Here is a 16,737-nt window from a genome sequence, read left to right as displayed (position 1 = left end):
TGCGGCAGCCGAACATAGGTATTCCGCAATTAGTTAAGTTAGGCTAACCTAACTGATTGTGAATGTGACGAGGGAGGGAGTTGCCGTGACAGATGGTCTCGAGTTGCCGCTGACCGGACCGCAGCTCGGCATCTGGAATGCCCAGCGCTTCGATCCCGAGTCCGGGCGCTACCTGGTCGGCGAGGTCCTGGAGATCACCGGGGACGCTCCGATCGATGTCGGCCTGCTGAGCGAGGCGATCCGTCGCACCGTCACCGAGGCCGAGAACATGCGGCTGCGGTTCACCGAAACCGCTGACGGGCCAAGGCAATTCGTGAGCAATGCCGAAGCGGTGCTGCGACCGACCGTCGATCTCCGGGCGGCTGCGGAGCCGATGGCTTTGGCCTACGAGGCCGTCGCGCTGGAGCGCGAGCAGGCCGCGCAACGGTGCCGGGGCATGGTCGACCGGCAGCTCTACAACTACACGCTGATCCGCATCTCCGACTGCGTGGTCTGGTGCGTGCAGCTCTACCACCACCTCATCGTCGACGGTTACAGCGCGGCGCTGCTCTCGCGCCGGGTCGCCGCCCACTACACCTCCCTCCGACGCGGAACGCCGTCGCCGAAACAAACTTTCGGAACCATCGCCGAGCTGGTCGCCGAGGAGCAGGCCTACCGGGCCGGGTCCGAATTCGAGGCCGACCGCGCCTACTGGCGCGACCAGCTCACCCCGTGGCCGGATCTCGACGGTCGCGGTCGCCACCTGGGCGGTGCGGTCGAGCGGACGATCCGCGCCGAAGCCACCCTGTCCACCGAACTGCTCGCGGCACTGCGCGAAAGCGCCGAACGGCACGGCATCACGTGGGCCGACGCGCTCGTCGCCTGCTACGCCGCGTTCCTGCACCGCCAGCTCGGCACCGCCGATGTGGTGGTGTCGATGCTGCTGATGGGCCGGGTCGGCCGTGCCGCCCTGCGCACACCCGCCATGGCGGTGAACGTGCTTCCCCTACGGGTCACGGTGAGCGCGGGCGACCGGCTCGGTGAGCTGGGTCCCCGCATCGCCGACATCCTGCGCGAGGTCCGCAAGCACCAGCGCTACAGCGGCGACGACCTCGCCCGCGACTTCCACGGCCACGGTGCGGGCGAACTCCTGCACGGAATCGGCATCAACCTCAAGGTTTTCGACTTCACCCTCGATTTCGACGGCGCGCGTGGTGTGCTGCGCAATGTGGCAGGCGGGCCCCCGGAGGACCTCGGGCTGACCGTCACTCCGCTGCCCGACGGCACGGTGCTGCTCGGATTCGAATCCGATGCGCGAACCAACGACGCGGACACGGTGCGCGGGCGGATCGGCCGGTTGGCCCGGGTGATCGAGTCCTTCACCGGGTCGGACAAGATCGCGGTGGGTGCGCTCGAACTGCTCGATCCGGCCGAGCGCACGCGGCTGCTGGCCGCGCGCTCGACGGCAATGCAGCTGCCGGACACCGAAACCCGGGCTCTTCACGACGACGAGCAGTCGGTCGCGATGGTCCCCGACCTTCTCGAACAGGTGCTCACCGAGCAACGAGACGCCGTGGTGCTGAGTTCGGCGCAGGCCGAGTACACCGCCGCCGAACTTCGGCTCCGGGTGAACCGGCTCGCGCGCTTGCTGCGCGAGGCCGGGGTCGGGCCGGACGTGATCGTCGGCCTCGCGCTACCCCGCGATGTGGAATTCGTCGTCGCGGTGCTCGCCGTCTGGCGAGCCGGCGGCGCCTATCTGCCCCTGGATCCGGAACATCCGGTCGCCCGGCTGCGCGCCACGATCGCGGACGCGGGCCCCGCCGTGGTGCTCAGCGCCGGTGAGTTGGCGGCCCAGCTCGGCGCCGACGCCATCGCGATCGACGACGCCGACTTCCGTGCGCGGCTCGACGACAACGCGGACACCGATTTCGCTCTCGCGGTGCGGCCCGAGCACGCGGCCTACGTGATCTACACCTCGGGCTCGACCGGACAGCCGAAAGGCGTTGTCGTACAGCACGGCTCCCTGGCCGCACTCGTCGCCGCGCACCGCGCCGGGATCCACGCCGCCGCCGCGAGGCGCGCGGGCGACCGTCAGCTGACCATCGCGCACACCACCTCCTTCGCCTTCGACGCCTCGCTCGACCCACTGCTGTGGATGACCGCCGGACATCGAATCCACGTGTACGACAGCGATACCCGGCGTGACCCGGCCGCCTTGGTCGAGGCTTTCGCCCAGGACGGTATCGACGTCGTCGACGGCACTCCGTCGTTGGTCGCCGCCCTGCTGGCACACGGCTTGACCAGCGAACTACCGTCGTCGGCACAGTCGAGCCCGGTCGGCCGGAAGTCGGCGACAGCGAGCACCGAGGGGATCGGGCAGATCTCGACAGCGACCGATCTCGCGACCGCCGACAGCGCCGATGAGACAGCGCGCCCGCCACTGACGCTGGTGATCGGCGGCGATGCCTGCTCGGCGGAGCTGTGGGGCGCGATCGATCGCGGCGGGTTCGCGGCGGTCAATCTGTACGGCCCGACCGAGGCGACGGTGGATGTGATCGGGGCGCCGATCGACGGCGCTGGTCCACGGATCGGGATGCCGGTCGCGGGCTCACGGGCTCACCTGTTGGACAACGGATTGCAGATCGTCGCCGACGGACAGGTCGGCGAGCTGTACCTCGCCGGTCCGCAGATCGCGCGGGGCTACCTCGGCCGGTTCGCCACTACCGCGCAATCTTTCGTCGCCGATCCGTACGGTCCGCCGGGAGCGCGGATGTACCGCACCGGCGACCGGGCGCGCTGGGTTCCCGGGCTCGGCTACGAATACCTGGGCCGGGTCGACAACCAGGTGAAGATCCGCGGCCACCGCGTCGAACTCGGTGATGTGGCTGCGGCACTCGAAGGTCTGACCGAGATCCGTACCGCGGCAGCCGATATCCGGGACATCGCCGGGCGCCCCACCCTGATCGGCTACGTCGTCGCCGCGACCGGCGAGCTCGATACCTCGGCCGCCCGGACCCGCCTGGCCGACCTGGTCCCCGAGCACATGGTGCCTGCGCGACTCGTCGTCCTCGACGCCCTGCCCACCACGGTCAACGGCAAACTCGACCGCACGGCGCTCCCGGACCCGGCAACGGACGAGTCCGGACGCGCGCCGGCTACCGCTGCCGAACATGCTGTCCACCAGGCGATCTCGACCACCCTCGGCCTCGACACCGTCAGCATGGACGACGACTTCTTCGCCGTCGGCGGCGACAGCATCACCGCCATCACCGTCAGCAGCGGCCTGCGCGCCGAGGGCCTCACCCTCCTCCCCCAGCAACTACTGACCCGGCGCAGCCTCGCCGCGCTGGCCGCGGAGGCGGCCCCCGAGCCGCACCATCCCACGACCGCCGTGGGATTCGAGTCGGCACCCGCTGTCTCGTCGTCGCTCCCGACAGCGCCCGGCCGCCTGATCGCAGCGCTCGCGCAGAGCGACGTGGACGAGTTCAGCGCTACCTACGGACCGGTCGCCGACGTGCTCCCGCTGTCCCCCTTGCAGGAGGGATTGCTGTTCCACGCACTGCGCGACGGCGCCGACGACGTGTACACGATGACGGCCCGCTTCAGCCTCGACGGCGTCGTCGATCCGGAGCGCATGGGTGCGGCGTTCGCGAGCATGATGCGGCGGCATCCGAACCTCGGCGCGGCGTTCAGCTATGAACAGTTCGACCAGCCGGTGCAGATCGTGCCGCGGGTACCGGGGGTCTCGTGGCAGGTCGAGGATCTGCGCGAGACACCTGATCCCGAAGCACGAGCACGGCTGTCGGTGCGGCGCGCCGGCTCCGAACCGTTCGACATCGATCAGCCGCCGCTGATCCGCGGCCTCCTGATCCGCCTCACCGACACCTCGCACTGGCTGGTTCTGATCGCCCATCACCTCCTGGCCGACGGCTGGTCGGTACCGACGATGGTCCGGGAAACCCTCGCCCTCTACACCGGCGAGACCCTCTCGCCCCCCGTCTACTTCGGCGACTACCTCACCTGGCTCGCCACCCGCGACACCACAGCGACCCTGCACTGGTGGACCGAAAGCCTCACCGGCCTGCGCACACCGACCCTGCTCGCCGCCACCCCTACATCCGCAACCGATCCGGTGGATTCGACGACGGCCCAGCGACAGCGTCCGGTCGGACTGCGGGTTCCGCTCGCCGCCGACGTGGCGACAGCCTTGGCCGAGAACGCCCGGCGGCACGGGCTGACCGTGAATACCGTGCTGCAGGGCGCGTGGGCGATGGTGCTCGCGGATCACTTCGGGCGCACCGATGTGGTGTTCGGGACCGTGGTTTCCGGGCGTCCCGCTGATCTCGCCGGAGTCGGCGGGATGGTCGGATTGTTCAGCAATACCGTGCCGGTGCGGGTGTCGCTCGCGGCCGGCCGGCCGGTGGCCGAGCAGTTCGGGCGATTGCAGCAGACCTCGTTCGACGGCCAGGCCCGGGGATACCTCGGGTTGGCCACCATCGAGCGGGCGCTGGGAATCGGACGGCTGTTCGATTCGCTCGTCGTGTTCCAGAACTTCCCGAAAGCCGGTCTGTTGCAGCCGGATCCCGGTGGTGTTCAGGTGGTGGACGTCGATGTGGACGGGCTGACCGACTTCCCGGTCACGGTGACCGCGTTGCCCGGCGCCGAGTTCGCGCTGATGCTGCACCACGATGCGGCCGCAGTGCCCGGCCCGGTCGCCACCCGGCTCAGTGATCGCCTCGGCGCCGTATTGTCCACGCTGGCGACCGATCTCGACGGTTCCGTCGAGGAAGCCATGGCTGCCGCGATGCCGTCGGAAACACGCGGCAGCACGCTGGCCGACTGGTCGGTGACGGCGACGATCTCCGCCGACGCGCCCGCCGTCACCGCGAACGGCGTGACGCTCTCGTTCGGTGAATTCGACAGCCGGGTCCATCGGCTCGCGCGCTGGCTCATCGACGAGGGCATTCGGCCCGAAACCGTGGTCGCGGTGGCGATGACGCGTGGCATCGAGTCCATCGTCGCCGCGCACGCGGTGTGCCGGGCCGGCGGAGTTTACCTGCCGCTGGATCCACTCAGTCCCGCGCAGCGCGCCGACAGGATCCTCGGAACATCGCGCGCGGCGCTGGTTCTCACCACCGCGGCCGACGGCTTCACGACCGATCGCGCACCTGTGGCGCAGGTCGAAACATTGGATCTGTCCGGTTTCGCCGATACCCCGGTCTCCGACCTCGACCGACTCGCGCCACTGCTCCCCCGCAACGCCGCGTACCTGCTGTTCACCTCGGGCTCCACCGGCGAACCCAAGGGCGTGAGCGTCTCGCACGAGGCCATCGCCAACACCTTCGAGTGGATGCAGCGACGGCACCGGTTCGGCGCGGGCGACACCGTCTTGTACCGCACCGCGGCGACGTTCGACGCCTCCCTGCTCGAGCTGTTCCTGCCGCTGCTGGTCGGTGCGCGCGTCGTCGCGGCACCGGTGTCGGGTCGACTCGACCGCGACCCGCACTACCTGGCCGAACTGATGGCCACCGAGCGGGTCGGCATGGTCCAGCTCACCTCGTCGATGCTCACCGTGCTCGCCGAGGAAGCCGACCTGAGCGGCTGCACCGCGCTGCGCTGCGTGATCACCGGCGGCGAACCGCTACCGCCGCCGACCGCGGCGCGGATCAGAGCGCTCACCGGCGCCCGCGTCCACAACCTGTACGGGCCCACCGAGGCCGCGGTCTGCATCACCCACCACGAGACCTCCGACGCCGACCGCGGCAATGTCCCGATCGGTCTGCCCGCCACCGGCGCCGATGTGCGTGTTCTCGACCCCGAACTGCGCCCGGTCGCGGTCGGTGTGATCGGCGAGCTGTACCTCACGGGAACGCAATTGGCGCGCGGCTACCTCGCCCGCCCGGCCCGGACCGCGGGTTCGTTCGTCGCCGACCCGCTGGGACACGGCGAACGCATGTACCGCACCGGCGATCTCGTGAGCTGGGGCCCGCACGGCGAACTCGACTACGTGGGCCGCGCCGACAGCCAGGTGAAGCTACGCGGTCAGCGCATCGAACTCGGCGAGATCGAGGCAGCCCTGCTGAGCTGCCCCGGCGTCGCCCACGCGGCGGTGATCCTGCGCGAAGACACCCCCGGCGATCAGCGCCTCGCCGCCTACCTGGTGGCCAAGGCGGACACCGGCATCGACATCGTCGCGGTCCGTTCCGGCTTGCGAGCACGGGTGCCCGCCTACATGGTCCCGGCCGCGTTCGTCGTGCTCGACCACATCCCCCGCACGACCAGCGAGAAGATCGACCGCAAGGCCCTGCCGATCCCGGCCTACGACGCCGACCCGAGCAGTGGGCCGGTAGCCGAAACGAACACGGCCAACGGTGCCGTCGGCTCCCACTTCGCGGTCGGCACCGCGACGGCGACCGGTAGCGGCCCGCACCAGGGCGCCGAGCTGATCAGCGCCATTCGTTCGGCGATGGCAGCCGTCCTGTCCACCACCGACATCGGTGCCGACGCCGACTTCTTCGAGGCAGGCGGCCACTCCCTGACCGCCGTCCGCGTGATGGGCAGGCTCCGGCGGGCAGGTCTCGCGGTCGTCCTCGACGACGTCTTCGAGGCACCGACCCCACGGGCGCTCGCCGATCGGATCACCCAGAGCGACAATGCCTCTCGCACGACTTCCCGAGCACACGACGCGACGGCCGACAACGCCTGGGGCTCTCGACTCGATCATGTCCTCGAACTCCGCACCACCGGATCGCGCGAGCCACTGTTCTGCGTTCACCCGGTCGGCGGTACCGCCTGGCAGTTCGGCCCGCTCGCGAAACTGCTGCGAGCCGACCGCCCGATCGTCGGCCTACAGCTCCCGACGCTGAGCGACACCACCTTCCGTGCCGAGACCATCGACGACCTGGCCGCGTACTACGTGGCCACCGTTCGCCGAATCCAACCGCACGGCCCCTACCACCTGCTCGGTTACTCCCTCGGCGGCACCGTCGCCCACGCCATGGCCGCCGCACTGACCGCGGCGGGCGAGCAGGTCGACTTCACCGGACTGGTCGACGCGTTCGCCCTGTCCGATCTCACCGAACAGGCGACCCGCGCCCTCACCGACCCCGCCGATCTGGACCGGTTGCTGCCCGGCATCCCGGACGACGCACCAGAACTGGCGACGAAACTCCGCGAGGCCGCCACAACCCTGCTCGGCATGGTCACCGCGTCGACCGCGGCCGACTACGACGGCCCGATGGCGCTCTACGCCGCCGACACCGGAACCACACCGGGCCGCACCGAGGCGCAACTGGCGGGCTGGCGGTCCGCACGGGCCCGGCTCGTGGTGCGCCGACTGCCCTACTCCCACTTCGAGATCGTGTCGCCCGCCGGCTGGGCCGAGGTCGCGGCACTTCTCGACACAGACCCGGTGATCGGCGGCTGAGCATGCAGCGCACCGCTTTTCACCGTTCGAAAAGAAAGATGAGGACAACTCCTTCCATGTTCACCACACGATCATCGGGCAGGCTCCGCGCCACCCTCGCCCTGCTGGTTCTCGCGCTGATCGCAGCGCTCACCGGCTGCGGCACCTCTTCGGACGACACCGCCGCACCCAGCGGCCCCCGCGAGGTCCAGACCCCGAAGGGCCCGGTCTCCGTCCCCGCCGATCCGCAACGCATCGTCGTGCTCAACGGCACCCTGGCGGGCTACCTCTACGACCTCGAGGCGCCGGTCGTCGCCGCCGACCCGCGTCTGCTCGGCGTCGCGAGCAAGCCGGGTGAGTTCCCGACGGGCTGGGCCGAGGACGCGGCGAAACAGGGCACCAAGGCCCTGCCCACCGGTGAGAACATCAACCTGGAGTTCATCGCCGCCCAGCGCCCCGACCTGATCATCGGCGGCGGCCAGGGCTACCCGGCGCAGCAGTCGGTGAACGCCTACGACCAGCTCAGCGCGATCGCCCCGACCGTGCTGGTGCCGACCGAGACCACCTACTGGCAGGACCAGCTGCGAGTGATCGCCGACGTGGTCGGCAAGCCGTCCAAGGTCGACCAGCTGATCACCAACTACAAGGACAAGCTGGCCAAGGCCAAGGCCGCCATCAAGGCGCCCGCGGGCAACACCGTCATCATGCAGTCGCTCAAGAGCCAGAAGCCGACCGCGTTCGTGCCCACCGCCGCACTGCCCACGCTGCTCTCGGAGGTCGGGTTCACCCTGGACCAGCAGCTCGAAGCCAAGGCGGGCAACCCCGCTCGCGAAGGCAGCGCCGATTTCATCAGCTTCAGCCCGGAGCTGCTGAACACCGCCGTCGACGCGCCCGTGCTGTTCATGATCCCGCTCAACGGCGGCCGGAGCCTGGCCGAGCTGCGGGCCGACCCGATGTACGCGTCGCTGCCCTCGTTCAAGGCGAACACCGTCTTCGAGCTGCCCGCGACCAGCTCACGTCCTGACTACCGCACGGTCATGACCACGCTCGATCTGCTCGTGGAACGCTTCAAGTGACAGCGGTCGGCGGCCTGCTCATCGACATCAGCCCGCTGCGGACCTCGCGTCCGTTCCGGTGCGCGTTCGCGGCGCGGCTGGTGTCGGTGCTGGGGCTCGGGCTGCTCATGGTGGCCCTGCCGTTGCAGGTCTATCAACTGACCGGGTCGACCCTGCAGGTCGCCGGCATCGCGACAACCACCGCTGCCGCGTTGTTCGCCGGCAGCCTCGCGGGCGGTGTGATCGCCGACCGTTACGACCGGCGCAACGTGATCCAATGGTCGCGCAGCGCCGCGGGTTTCGGGTTCCTGATCCTCGGTATCAACGCGGTGCTGCCGGATCCGATGCTGTCGGTGATCTATCTGGCCGCCGTCATCGACGGACTCGCGGGCGGCGTCAGCGGCTCCGCGTTGATGGCTCTGGTCCCGATGTTGGTCGGTCGCGAGAAGATCGCGGCGGCAGGCGCTTTGACCGCGCTCACCACCGACCTCGGCACCATGATCACGCCCGCGATCGCCGGTGTGCTCGTCGCGCAGGCGGGGGTGTCGGCCGCGTTCTTCCTGTGCGCGGGCGCCACCGTCGCCACGGTCGGGTTGATCACCGCGATCGGGCCCGCGCCGCCACCGGCCCGCGACCTGCAGAACCCGGTGCGCGAGCTGGCGATCGGCATTCGATTCGCGGTGCAGCACAAAACCATTCGCATCATCCTGCTCACCGGCTTGCTCGCCATGCTGGTCAGCGGCCCGCTGGTGCTGCTGCCCGCCTTCGCCGAAGTCGAACTCGGCGCGGGCCCCGGCACCCTCGGCCTGCTCTACGCCGCGCCGGGCGCCGGTGCGGTCATCGGCTCGCTCACCAGCGGCTGGATGAGCCGCACCCGCTACAACGGGCTCGCCCTGCTGATCTCGCTGGCCCTCATGCCGCTGGGTGTGATCGCCGCCGGCCTGTGGTCGCACGCGGCGCTGGTGTTCCTCGGACTGGCCGGCTTCGGCCTGGCCAGGGCGGTGAACATCGTGCTGCGCTACACCCTGCTGCAACAGCAGGCGCCCGAGGAACTGCGCGGCCGGATGGCCGGACTTCTCATGGTGCAGTCGGTGACCGGCACCGCGATCGGTTCGATGGCCGCCGGACTCGTCGGCCAATTCTTCGCACCGGGTTCCGCGCTCGTGTTCTACGGCGTCGCGGTCCTGGTTCTCACCGGCGTGGTGGCGCTTGCCGCCGGGCCGCTGCACGGAAAGGAACAGCAGTGACAGATCGCAGTGGCTATGCCGCGCGCATCGCCGAAGTGCTCGCCGGCGGGCACGGCGCGAAGGTCCCGTACCCGATCGGATTGCAGGAAGTGGAGGTGATCCGCACGGTCGCGGTCGGGGCCGGGCTGCTCAGGATCACCTTCGGCGGGCCCGATATCGCGTCCTTCCACAGCTATGTGCCGGACGAGCATGTGCGCCTGGTCTTTCCGTGCGAGGACGGGGTACTGCGACTGCCCGCGCGCGACGGTCAGTCGCTCGAATGGGGCAACCCGCGCCCGGTGTCACGCGAGTACACCGTGCGCCGCCACAGCGTCGCCGACAACGAACTCGATATCGATTTCGCGATCCACCCCGGCGGCTTGGCCTCGGAGTGGGCGAGCGCGGCGACCCCGGGCACCAAGATCCACATCGCGGGCCCTCCCGGTGGCGTCGTCGTCCCGGAGTCCTACGACAAGTTCCTCTTCGTCGGTGACATCACCGCGCTGCCCGCCATCGCGCGCTGGCTGGAACGACTGCGGCGCAGCGCGCAGGGCTGGGCGTTCATCGAGGTGACCGGGCCAGAGGAAGAGATCGAGATCGATGCGCCCGCGGGTATCGAGGTGCGCTGGCTGCACCGCGGCGACCTCGAGCCGGGCACCGGTGACGCACTGGAGAAGGCCGTACGTGGTGTGGAAGTAGCTGCTGGACAGCGGGTTTACGCCTGGGTTGCCGGCGAGGCCGGCTGCCTGCGCGGCATCCGCAAGGTCGTGCGCGGCGAACTCGGGATCGGGCCGAAGGACTCACTGATCGCCGGGTACTGGAAGCGCGGCGTCGCCGACTTCGATCGAGAGGAATGAGCGATGACCGACGAACAAGTCATCACAGATGTGGCAACGGCGCTCGGCGTCGACCGCTCGGAACTGGCCACCGACACCGACCTGCTCGACGCGGGCCTGGACTCGGTTCGCATCATGTCGCTCGTGGAGAAATGGCGGTCGGCCGGACATGCAGACATCGACTTCCCCACGCTCGCAGGTGATCCCGTGCTCGGGTCGTGGATCGAACTGCTGGCCTGATCGCGCTGTTCGGATCCGGGCCCGCGGTGGCAGTACGTCTGCGCCACCGCGGGCCCGGCCGGATGTCGTGCGCCTCGTCAGCGAGAACGCTCCACCCGCGCGAGGCCAGGGGCCGTCAGGGTCCGTGCGCACCGTCGGCGAGTGCCTGCCGCAGATCCTTGCGGCTGGTCTTGCCGACGCCGGTTTCCGGGAATTCGTCGACGACCACGACCGTGTCGGGCATCTTCCACGCCGCCACGCCGCGCGAGCGGACGAACTTGCGCACCGAGATCAGCGTGGGCCGCTGCGCCGGGTCGATCGGCTGAACGAAGGCGCAAATGCGCTGACCCAGCACAGGATCCGGCGTTCCCACGATGACAGCGTCGCGGACCGCGGGGTGTTCGAGCAGGTGCGCCTCGAGCTCTTCGGCCGATACCTTCTCGCCGCCCCGGTTCACCCAGTCGCCCGCGCGGCCCGCGACCACGAGATTGCCGTCGGGGCGCACGGACACGATGTCGCCGGTGCGGTACCAGCCGTCGGCGGTGAAGCTGCGGACATCGGCGTCGGGGTTGTCGTAGTACCCGCGAATGGTGTACGGGCCCTGCGTGATCAGGTTGCCGGTGGACCCCGGCGCCACCTCGGCGCCGTTGTCGTCGACGACGGCGAGCTGGTCGTACTCCGACATCGGCCGGCCCTGCGTGCTGACCACCACGTCGATCGGGTCGTCGAGCCGCGTGTAGCAGACCAGCCCCTCGGCCATGCCGAACACCTGTTGCAAGGTCACACCGAGCGCGGGACCGATCCGCCGGGCGAGCTCGTCCTGGCACCGCGCCCCGCCCACCTGGAGTACCCGCAGACTGGACAGATCCGCGGTCTCGCCTGCCTCGGCGCGCTCGGTCCACAGCCGCGCCAGCGGGGGGACCAGACCTGTGATGGTGACGCCGAATCGCTCGATCAGCGGAAAGGCCGTCGCCGGAGTCGGATCGGGCGTCATCGCGACCGCGCCACCCGCCCACAGCGCACCGAGGATGCCCGGCGAACTCATCGGGAAGTTGTGCGCGACCGGCAGTGTCGCGAGATAGACCGTGGCGCTGTCGAGTTCACAGATCTCGGCGCTACGGCGCACGCTGTAGAGGTAGTCGTCGTGGGTACGCGCGATGAGCTTCGGGATACCCGTACTCCCGCCGGACAGTTGCAGGAACGCCACATCGCTCGGCGACGGGCCCGCCAACTCGGTGGGAGTGTCGCGGAATTCGTCGATGTCGTGCGCGTCCTCGGGCAGCGACTCACAATCGACCAGCACCAGGTGACGCAGGCTCTCGACCTCGCCGCGCACCTCGGCGGCCAGCGCCGCGTAGTCGAAACGCTGGTGAGTGCCGCAGGTGATCATGGCCTTCGCCGCGGCGGCATCGGCGATCGGCACCAGCTCGGCCTTGCGATGGGCGGGCAGACAGAACACCGGCAGCGCGCCGAGCTCGAACAGCGCGAAGATCACCTCGACGAACTCCGCGCGATTGGGGAGCTGCACCAGCACCCGGTCACCGGGCGCGATGCCCAGGCGGGCCAAACCGGTGGCGAGCGAGCGGGAACGATGCTCGAGTTCGGCGTAGGTCCAGCTGTTCGCGTCGTCCATGACCGCGATCCGGTCCGGCACCGCGACCGCGCGCGCGGTGAGCACATCGCCGAATGTCTCACCGGTCCAACAGTTCTGCTCTCGATATCGTTGTGCCAGCTCAGCGGGCCACGGAGTGAATCCGGGGAGCACGGGATCGGTCAAGTCGAGCACCTCTTTCCAGCGGATCGTCGAAGTTCCTCGCCGGAAGCTGTAAGGGAAGCTAACCAACCGACGACGAAATCAGGTTAGGCTAACCTCATGCATAGTGGTGAGTCCAGAGGGCGAATCGTTGTCGTCACCGGCGCCGCCGGGGGAATCGGCGCCGCGATCGCCGCCCGTTTCGCCGGCGAAGCAGGAGTTCTCTCACTGTGGGACCGCGACCCCGCCGTCCACAAGGTCGCCGCCGAACTGACGGCACGATCGGCTCATGGCATCGAACTGGATGTCAGCGACGGCGCCCAAGTACAGGCCGCCTTCGACCGGCTCACCACGGAATTCGGAACCCCCGATGTCGTCGTGCACGCGGCCGGGCTCATGGTCGGCGGCTCCGCACTCGAACTCGACCCCCAGGACTGGGCACGCTGCCTGACCGTCAACGCCACCGGCACGATGCTGGTCACCCAGCGCGCGGCCGCCGAAATGGTCCGCGCCGGTCGCGGCGCGATCGTGGTCGTCTCCTCGAACGCGGCCGCCACGCCACGCGTCGCGATGGCCGCCTACGGCGCCGCCAAGGCCGCCGCCACCGCCTTCACCCGCTCGCTGGCTCTGCAAGTCGCGCCGTTCGGCGTGCGGGTGAACCTGGTCTCGCCCGGTTCCACCGATACCCCGATGCTGCGCGAGATGTTCGGCGGCCCCGTCGACGACGCGGCCGAGAATGCGCTGCTCGACGGCGATCCGAGTGTCTACCGCCTCGGAATTCCGTTGCGCCGCATCGCCACTCCCGCCGATATCGCGGGCTCAGTCCACTTCCTGGCGTCCGAGGACGCCCGCCACATCACGATGCACGACCTGCGGGTCGACGGTGGCGCAACGCTCGACATGTGACCGAGAGGAATGATCACCATCAGTATCGACAGCTCAGACCCCGCTTTCCTGCTGTCCCGCCCGCAGCGGACCGTGTCCGCCACCGCGGGCGGGACCGTCTTCCGCTCGGCACACGACGCGATCACCGCACTGCGCAGCGGCCGGATCAGCCACATCGTCGGCGCGCTACCGTTCACCCCCGGTGCTCCGACGGCGCTGTGGGCGCCGGACTCGGTGACGATCACCGAGGCGCCGCACCAGCCCGGTTCCCGGGCGCTCCCCCGCTTCGACCTCGATGCCGCGCTGCCCGCGCCGGAGGAGCACCGCCAGCGCGTCGCTACCGCTGTCGAACTGCTCGCCGATCCCGCGCATCCGTTGCGAAAGGTTGTGCTGGCCCGCGCTGTTCGCGCTCGGGCGCCGAAAACTGTTCGAGCACTGGATATCCTGGACCTGATGGTCGCCTCGGACCCGATGTCCAACGGATTCCTGGTCGACCTCTCCGCCGCGGGCGGGCGCTATCCCGGCCGCCACCTGGTCGGCTCCAGCCCCGAGATCCTGGTACGCCGCACCGGAAGTCAGGTCCTGAGCCACCCGCTGGCAGGCTCGGCCCGGCGAATCCTCGACGACAGCGGCGCCGACCGCGCCGCCGCCGACGCACTGCTCGCCTCCACCAAAGACCATGCCGAACACCGCTTCGTGACCGACCAGGTTTCCGCCGTCCTGCGTGACCGGTGCGCCGAAGTACAGACTCCCGCACCAGAACTCACGGCCACACCGGCGATGTGGCATCTGGGCACGCCGATCACCGCGACAGTCCCGCTCGCCGGGCCATCGGCACTGGAGTTGGCAGTAGCACTGCACCCGACCCCCGCGATCTGCGGCACACCCACCGCGGCGGCCGCCCGCGTGATCGCCGAACTCGAGGGCGAACGCGGCTTCTACGCCGGTGCGGTCGGCTGGTGCGACGCCGACGGCAACGGTGAGTGGATGGTGAGCATTCGCTGCGCCGAGCTGTCCGCCGACGGCACCACCCTGCTCGCGCACGCGGGCGGCGGGATCGTCGCCGCCTCCGACCCCGCCGCCGAATTGGCCGAGACCACCGGCAAATTCCAGCGCATCCTCGGGCCGCTCGGTATCGCCGACCTGCCCGTCACCGTCGGCTGACCCCGCCGACCCAACGCTCAACGGAGACTCCCCATGCCCATTCCCCCGATCGCGCCCTATCCCATGCCGACCGCGGACGAGTTCACCGCCGACCAGGTCGACTGGACCGCCGAGGCCGGCCGCAGCGCACTGCTGATCCACGACATGCAGCAGTACTTCCTCGACGCCTACGACCTCTACCGCGATCCCGCGCGCACCCTCATCGCCAACATCGCCACTCTGCGCGATCACTGCCACCGGTTCGACATCCCGGTCATCTACACGATGCAGCCCGGCGACCAGCATCCGTCACGGCGCGGAATACTCGCCGACTTCTGGGGCACCGGCATGTCCGAGGGCGCCGATACCGAGGTGATCAACGCCATCGCCCCCGACCCGCAGGACATCCAGGTCACCAAGTGGCGCTACTCCGCCTTCCAACGCACCGATCTGCGTGAGCTACTCGGCTACTACGGTCGCGATCAACTCCTCATCACCGGCGTCTACACCCACATGGGCTGCATGCTCAGTGCCGCGGAAGCGTTCATGGGCGACGTGCGCCCCTTCCTCGTCCACGATGCCACCGCCGACTTCAGCCGCGACGAACACATCATGGCGCTGAACTACGTCGCCCGCCGCTGCGGTGCCGTCACCAGCACCGACGATCTGATCCGTCAGCTCGACGCCACGAAGGTGGAATCCACTGAACGCCGATCCGCCTGATCGGTACCGACCAAAGGCCCTGCCGTTCCGATCAACGGCAGGGCCTTTTGCCCGCCGAGTCACCCCTGAACCTGCCCAAGAGACGTCGACGCTCCGGTGCTGTTCGTGATCTCGGTCGACAACGACCGCGATATCGCCCAGCTGAAGGCAGATCCGGCGCTCGCGATACTCCCGGCCTTCCAGAAGGGTCAGGTCTACGAGCTGCCCGCGGACAGCAAACGGCCGGACTACCGGGTCGCCATGGCGACCCTCGACCTGTTGGCCGAGCGCTTCGAGTGAGACAGCCGTCGGCGGCCCGCTGACCTAGCGCGCCGACGAAGCCCAGGGCTCGGTGGCCCGCACCGTCTGGTCGTCGACGCGATCACCCGCCTGCTCGGCAGAGTGGGTGATCGAAGTCGGGATCTTGGGAAACGCGTGGGCGTGGTGGCGCCCGATCCAGGTGAGCAGCTCCTCGCGGACCGCGCAGCGCAGGGTCCACGCGTCGTCGGCATCGGCGGCCGACATCGTCGCACGGACGACGATGTCGGTCGGCGTGCTGTCGGTCACCAGCAGATTCCAGTTGCGGCCGTCCCATTCCCGGCACTCGCGCAGGTAGGTGTGCAGGTGCTCGCGCAGCGCGGGCACCGGGGTGCTGTGGTCGAGGTGCAGCAGTACTGTGCCGGTGACCTGCGAGCCGCCCCGCGACCAGTTCTCGTAGGGCTGGCTGTTGAAGTAGGACACCGGCATGGTGAGCCTGCGGTCGTCCCAGATCCGCACGGTCAGGAAGGCCAGGGTGATCTCCTCGACAGTTCCCCACTCCCCTTCCACGACAACGGTATCGCCGATCTTGACCGAGTCGCCGAAGGCGATCTGCAACCCGGCCATGAGATTGCTCAATGTCGACTGGGCGGCAACACCGACGATGATGCCGATCACGCCCGCCGAGGCCAACATCGACGTGCCGAGGGTCCGCAGACTCGGGAACAGCAGCAGGATGGCCACCGCGGCGGTGGTGACCACCAGCACCGAGGTGACGATGCGACGCACCAGCCCGAGCTGGGTGCGCAACTGGCGCACGCGCGAAACCTCGCTGGCGCGTTGGGCATAGCGGCCCAGCAGGCTTTCGGCGACCACATCGGTGGCCCGGATGACCAACCACACCGCGGCGATGATGGCCGCCGTCGCCAGGAAGCTCCGGATCACCACGTCCTGGCGCAGGTCGAGCTCGGCAAGCGGGTAGACCGCGTGCAGGGTGACCGTCCCGAGCAGAACCTGAAGCGGCAGTTGCAGTCGCCGCAGCGACGGCAGATGGACGCTGGGACTGCGGCGCGCCGCGTAGCGCAGCACCCGCTCTACCAGCAAACCCACCGACACCGTGATCGCCACCGTAGCGAACAGCACGATGATCGGCCGTAATATCTCCTCCACGAGATCGAACTCCTCTCGTTGCCGGCTTGCCTCAGCTGCGGCATACCCACACCCGCCGGCCACAGACATGACCGTCTGATTGCGAGTCGTAGGGTCGGCACAACGA

The 16,737-nt window shown here is 69.3% G+C and carries 11 protein-coding genes; 9 read left to right on the top strand and 2 right to left on the bottom strand.

All coding sequences use genetic code 11. From position 1 onward, the window contains the following. Positions 1–85 precede the first annotated feature (85 nt). The 5 genes from ACFULV_RS29535 to ACFULV_RS29515 are packed head-to-tail and all read left to right on the top strand — an operon-like array spanning position 86 to position 10,741. Positions 86–7,405 carry an amino acid adenylation domain-containing protein gene (locus tag ACFULV_RS29535; RefSeq protein ID WP_378662338.1) on the top strand — a complete coding sequence of 2,440 codons (7,320 nt, stop codon included), beginning with the start codon at positions 86–88 and terminating at the stop codon, positions 7,403–7,405. 56 nt (positions 7,406–7,461) lie between these two features. Further along, positions 7,462–8,460, top strand: coding sequence for an ABC transporter substrate-binding protein (locus ACFULV_RS29530; protein ID WP_378662335.1), 999 nt, complete (start codon positions 7,462–7,464; stop codon positions 8,458–8,460). Continuing rightward, complete coding sequence (gene entS / locus ACFULV_RS29525; RefSeq protein WP_378662333.1) at positions 8,457–9,686, top strand: enterobactin transporter EntS; 1,230 nt, start codon at positions 8,457–8,459, stop codon at positions 9,684–9,686. Before ACFULV_RS29530 ends, entS begins: the two co-directional genes overlap by 4 nt. After that, positions 9,683–10,522, top strand: a complete 840-nt coding sequence (locus ACFULV_RS29520) for a siderophore-interacting protein (protein WP_378662330.1) — start codon at positions 9,683–9,685, stop codon at positions 10,520–10,522. The genes entS and ACFULV_RS29520 overlap by 4 nt, the downstream gene beginning before the upstream one ends. A 3-nt stretch (positions 10,523–10,525) precedes the next feature. Further along, positions 10,526–10,741, top strand: a complete 216-nt coding sequence (locus ACFULV_RS29515; RefSeq protein ID WP_358061797.1) for a phosphopantetheine-binding protein — start codon at positions 10,526–10,528, stop codon at positions 10,739–10,741. Between the two features lie 115 nt (positions 10,742–10,856). On the opposite strand, the gene ACFULV_RS29510 is transcribed toward ACFULV_RS29515, so the two are convergent. Next, entirely contained in the window at positions 10,857–12,506 is a 1,650-nt protein-coding gene (locus ACFULV_RS29510; protein ID WP_378662328.1) for a (2,3-dihydroxybenzoyl)adenylate synthase, read from the bottom strand. A gap of 87 nt (positions 12,507–12,593) precedes the next feature. On the opposite strand from ACFULV_RS29510, the gene ACFULV_RS29505 reads away from it, so the two are divergent. The 4 genes from ACFULV_RS29505 (at position 12,594) to ACFULV_RS29490 (ending at position 15,503) form a co-directional block, all read left to right on the top strand. Next, entirely contained in the window at positions 12,594–13,379 is a 786-nt protein-coding gene (locus ACFULV_RS29505) for an SDR family oxidoreductase (protein WP_378662325.1), read from the top strand. A 9-nt stretch (positions 13,380–13,388) separates the two neighbouring features. Next, positions 13,389–14,522: an isochorismate synthase MenF gene (locus ACFULV_RS29500; RefSeq protein ID WP_378662323.1), complete on the top strand. Its 1,134-nt coding sequence runs from the start codon at positions 13,389–13,391 to the stop codon at positions 14,520–14,522. Positions 14,523–14,555: 33 nt separating this feature from the next. After that, positions 14,556–15,224, top strand: a complete 669-nt coding sequence (locus ACFULV_RS29495) for an isochorismatase family protein (protein ID WP_378662320.1) — start codon at positions 14,556–14,558, stop codon at positions 15,222–15,224. Between the two features lie 105 nt (positions 15,225–15,329). After that, positions 15,330–15,503, top strand: coding sequence for a hypothetical protein (locus tag ACFULV_RS29490; protein WP_378662318.1), 174 nt, complete (start codon positions 15,330–15,332; stop codon positions 15,501–15,503). A gap of 24 nt (positions 15,504–15,527) precedes the next feature. Here the strand turns inward: ACFULV_RS29490 and ACFULV_RS29485 are convergent, their stop codons facing one another. After that, entirely contained in the window at positions 15,528–16,631 is a 1,104-nt protein-coding gene (locus tag ACFULV_RS29485; RefSeq protein ID WP_378662315.1) for a mechanosensitive ion channel family protein, read from the bottom strand. Positions 16,632–16,737: the final 106 nt, after the last annotated feature.

This window comes from Nocardia sp. NPDC057272, assembly GCF_042668615.1.
Lineage (GTDB): Bacteria > Actinomycetota > Actinomycetes > Mycobacteriales > Mycobacteriaceae > Nocardia.
The sequence above is the reverse complement of the archived record's forward strand: the minus strand, read 5'-3'. Positions and strand labels throughout refer to the sequence as shown.

Bases quoted from the DNA above. Each gene is read 5' to 3' on its own strand.
- ACFULV_RS29505 (WP_378662325.1), top strand. From the start codon at position 12,594: ATGCATAGTGGTGAGTCCAGAGGGCGAATCGTTGTCGTCACCGGCGCC.
- ACFULV_RS29500 (WP_378662323.1), top strand. From the start codon at position 13,389: ATGATCACCATCAGTATCGACAGCTCAGACCCCGCTTTCCTGCTGTCC.
- ACFULV_RS29495 (WP_378662320.1), top strand. From the start codon at position 14,556: ATGCCCATTCCCCCGATCGCGCCCTATCCCATGCCGACCGCGGACGAG.
- ACFULV_RS29515 (WP_358061797.1), top strand. From the start codon at position 10,526: ATGACCGACGAACAAGTCATCACAGATGTGGCAACGGCGCTCGGCGTC.
- ACFULV_RS29530 (WP_378662335.1), top strand. From the start codon at position 7,462: ATGTTCACCACACGATCATCGGGCAGGCTCCGCGCCACCCTCGCCCTG.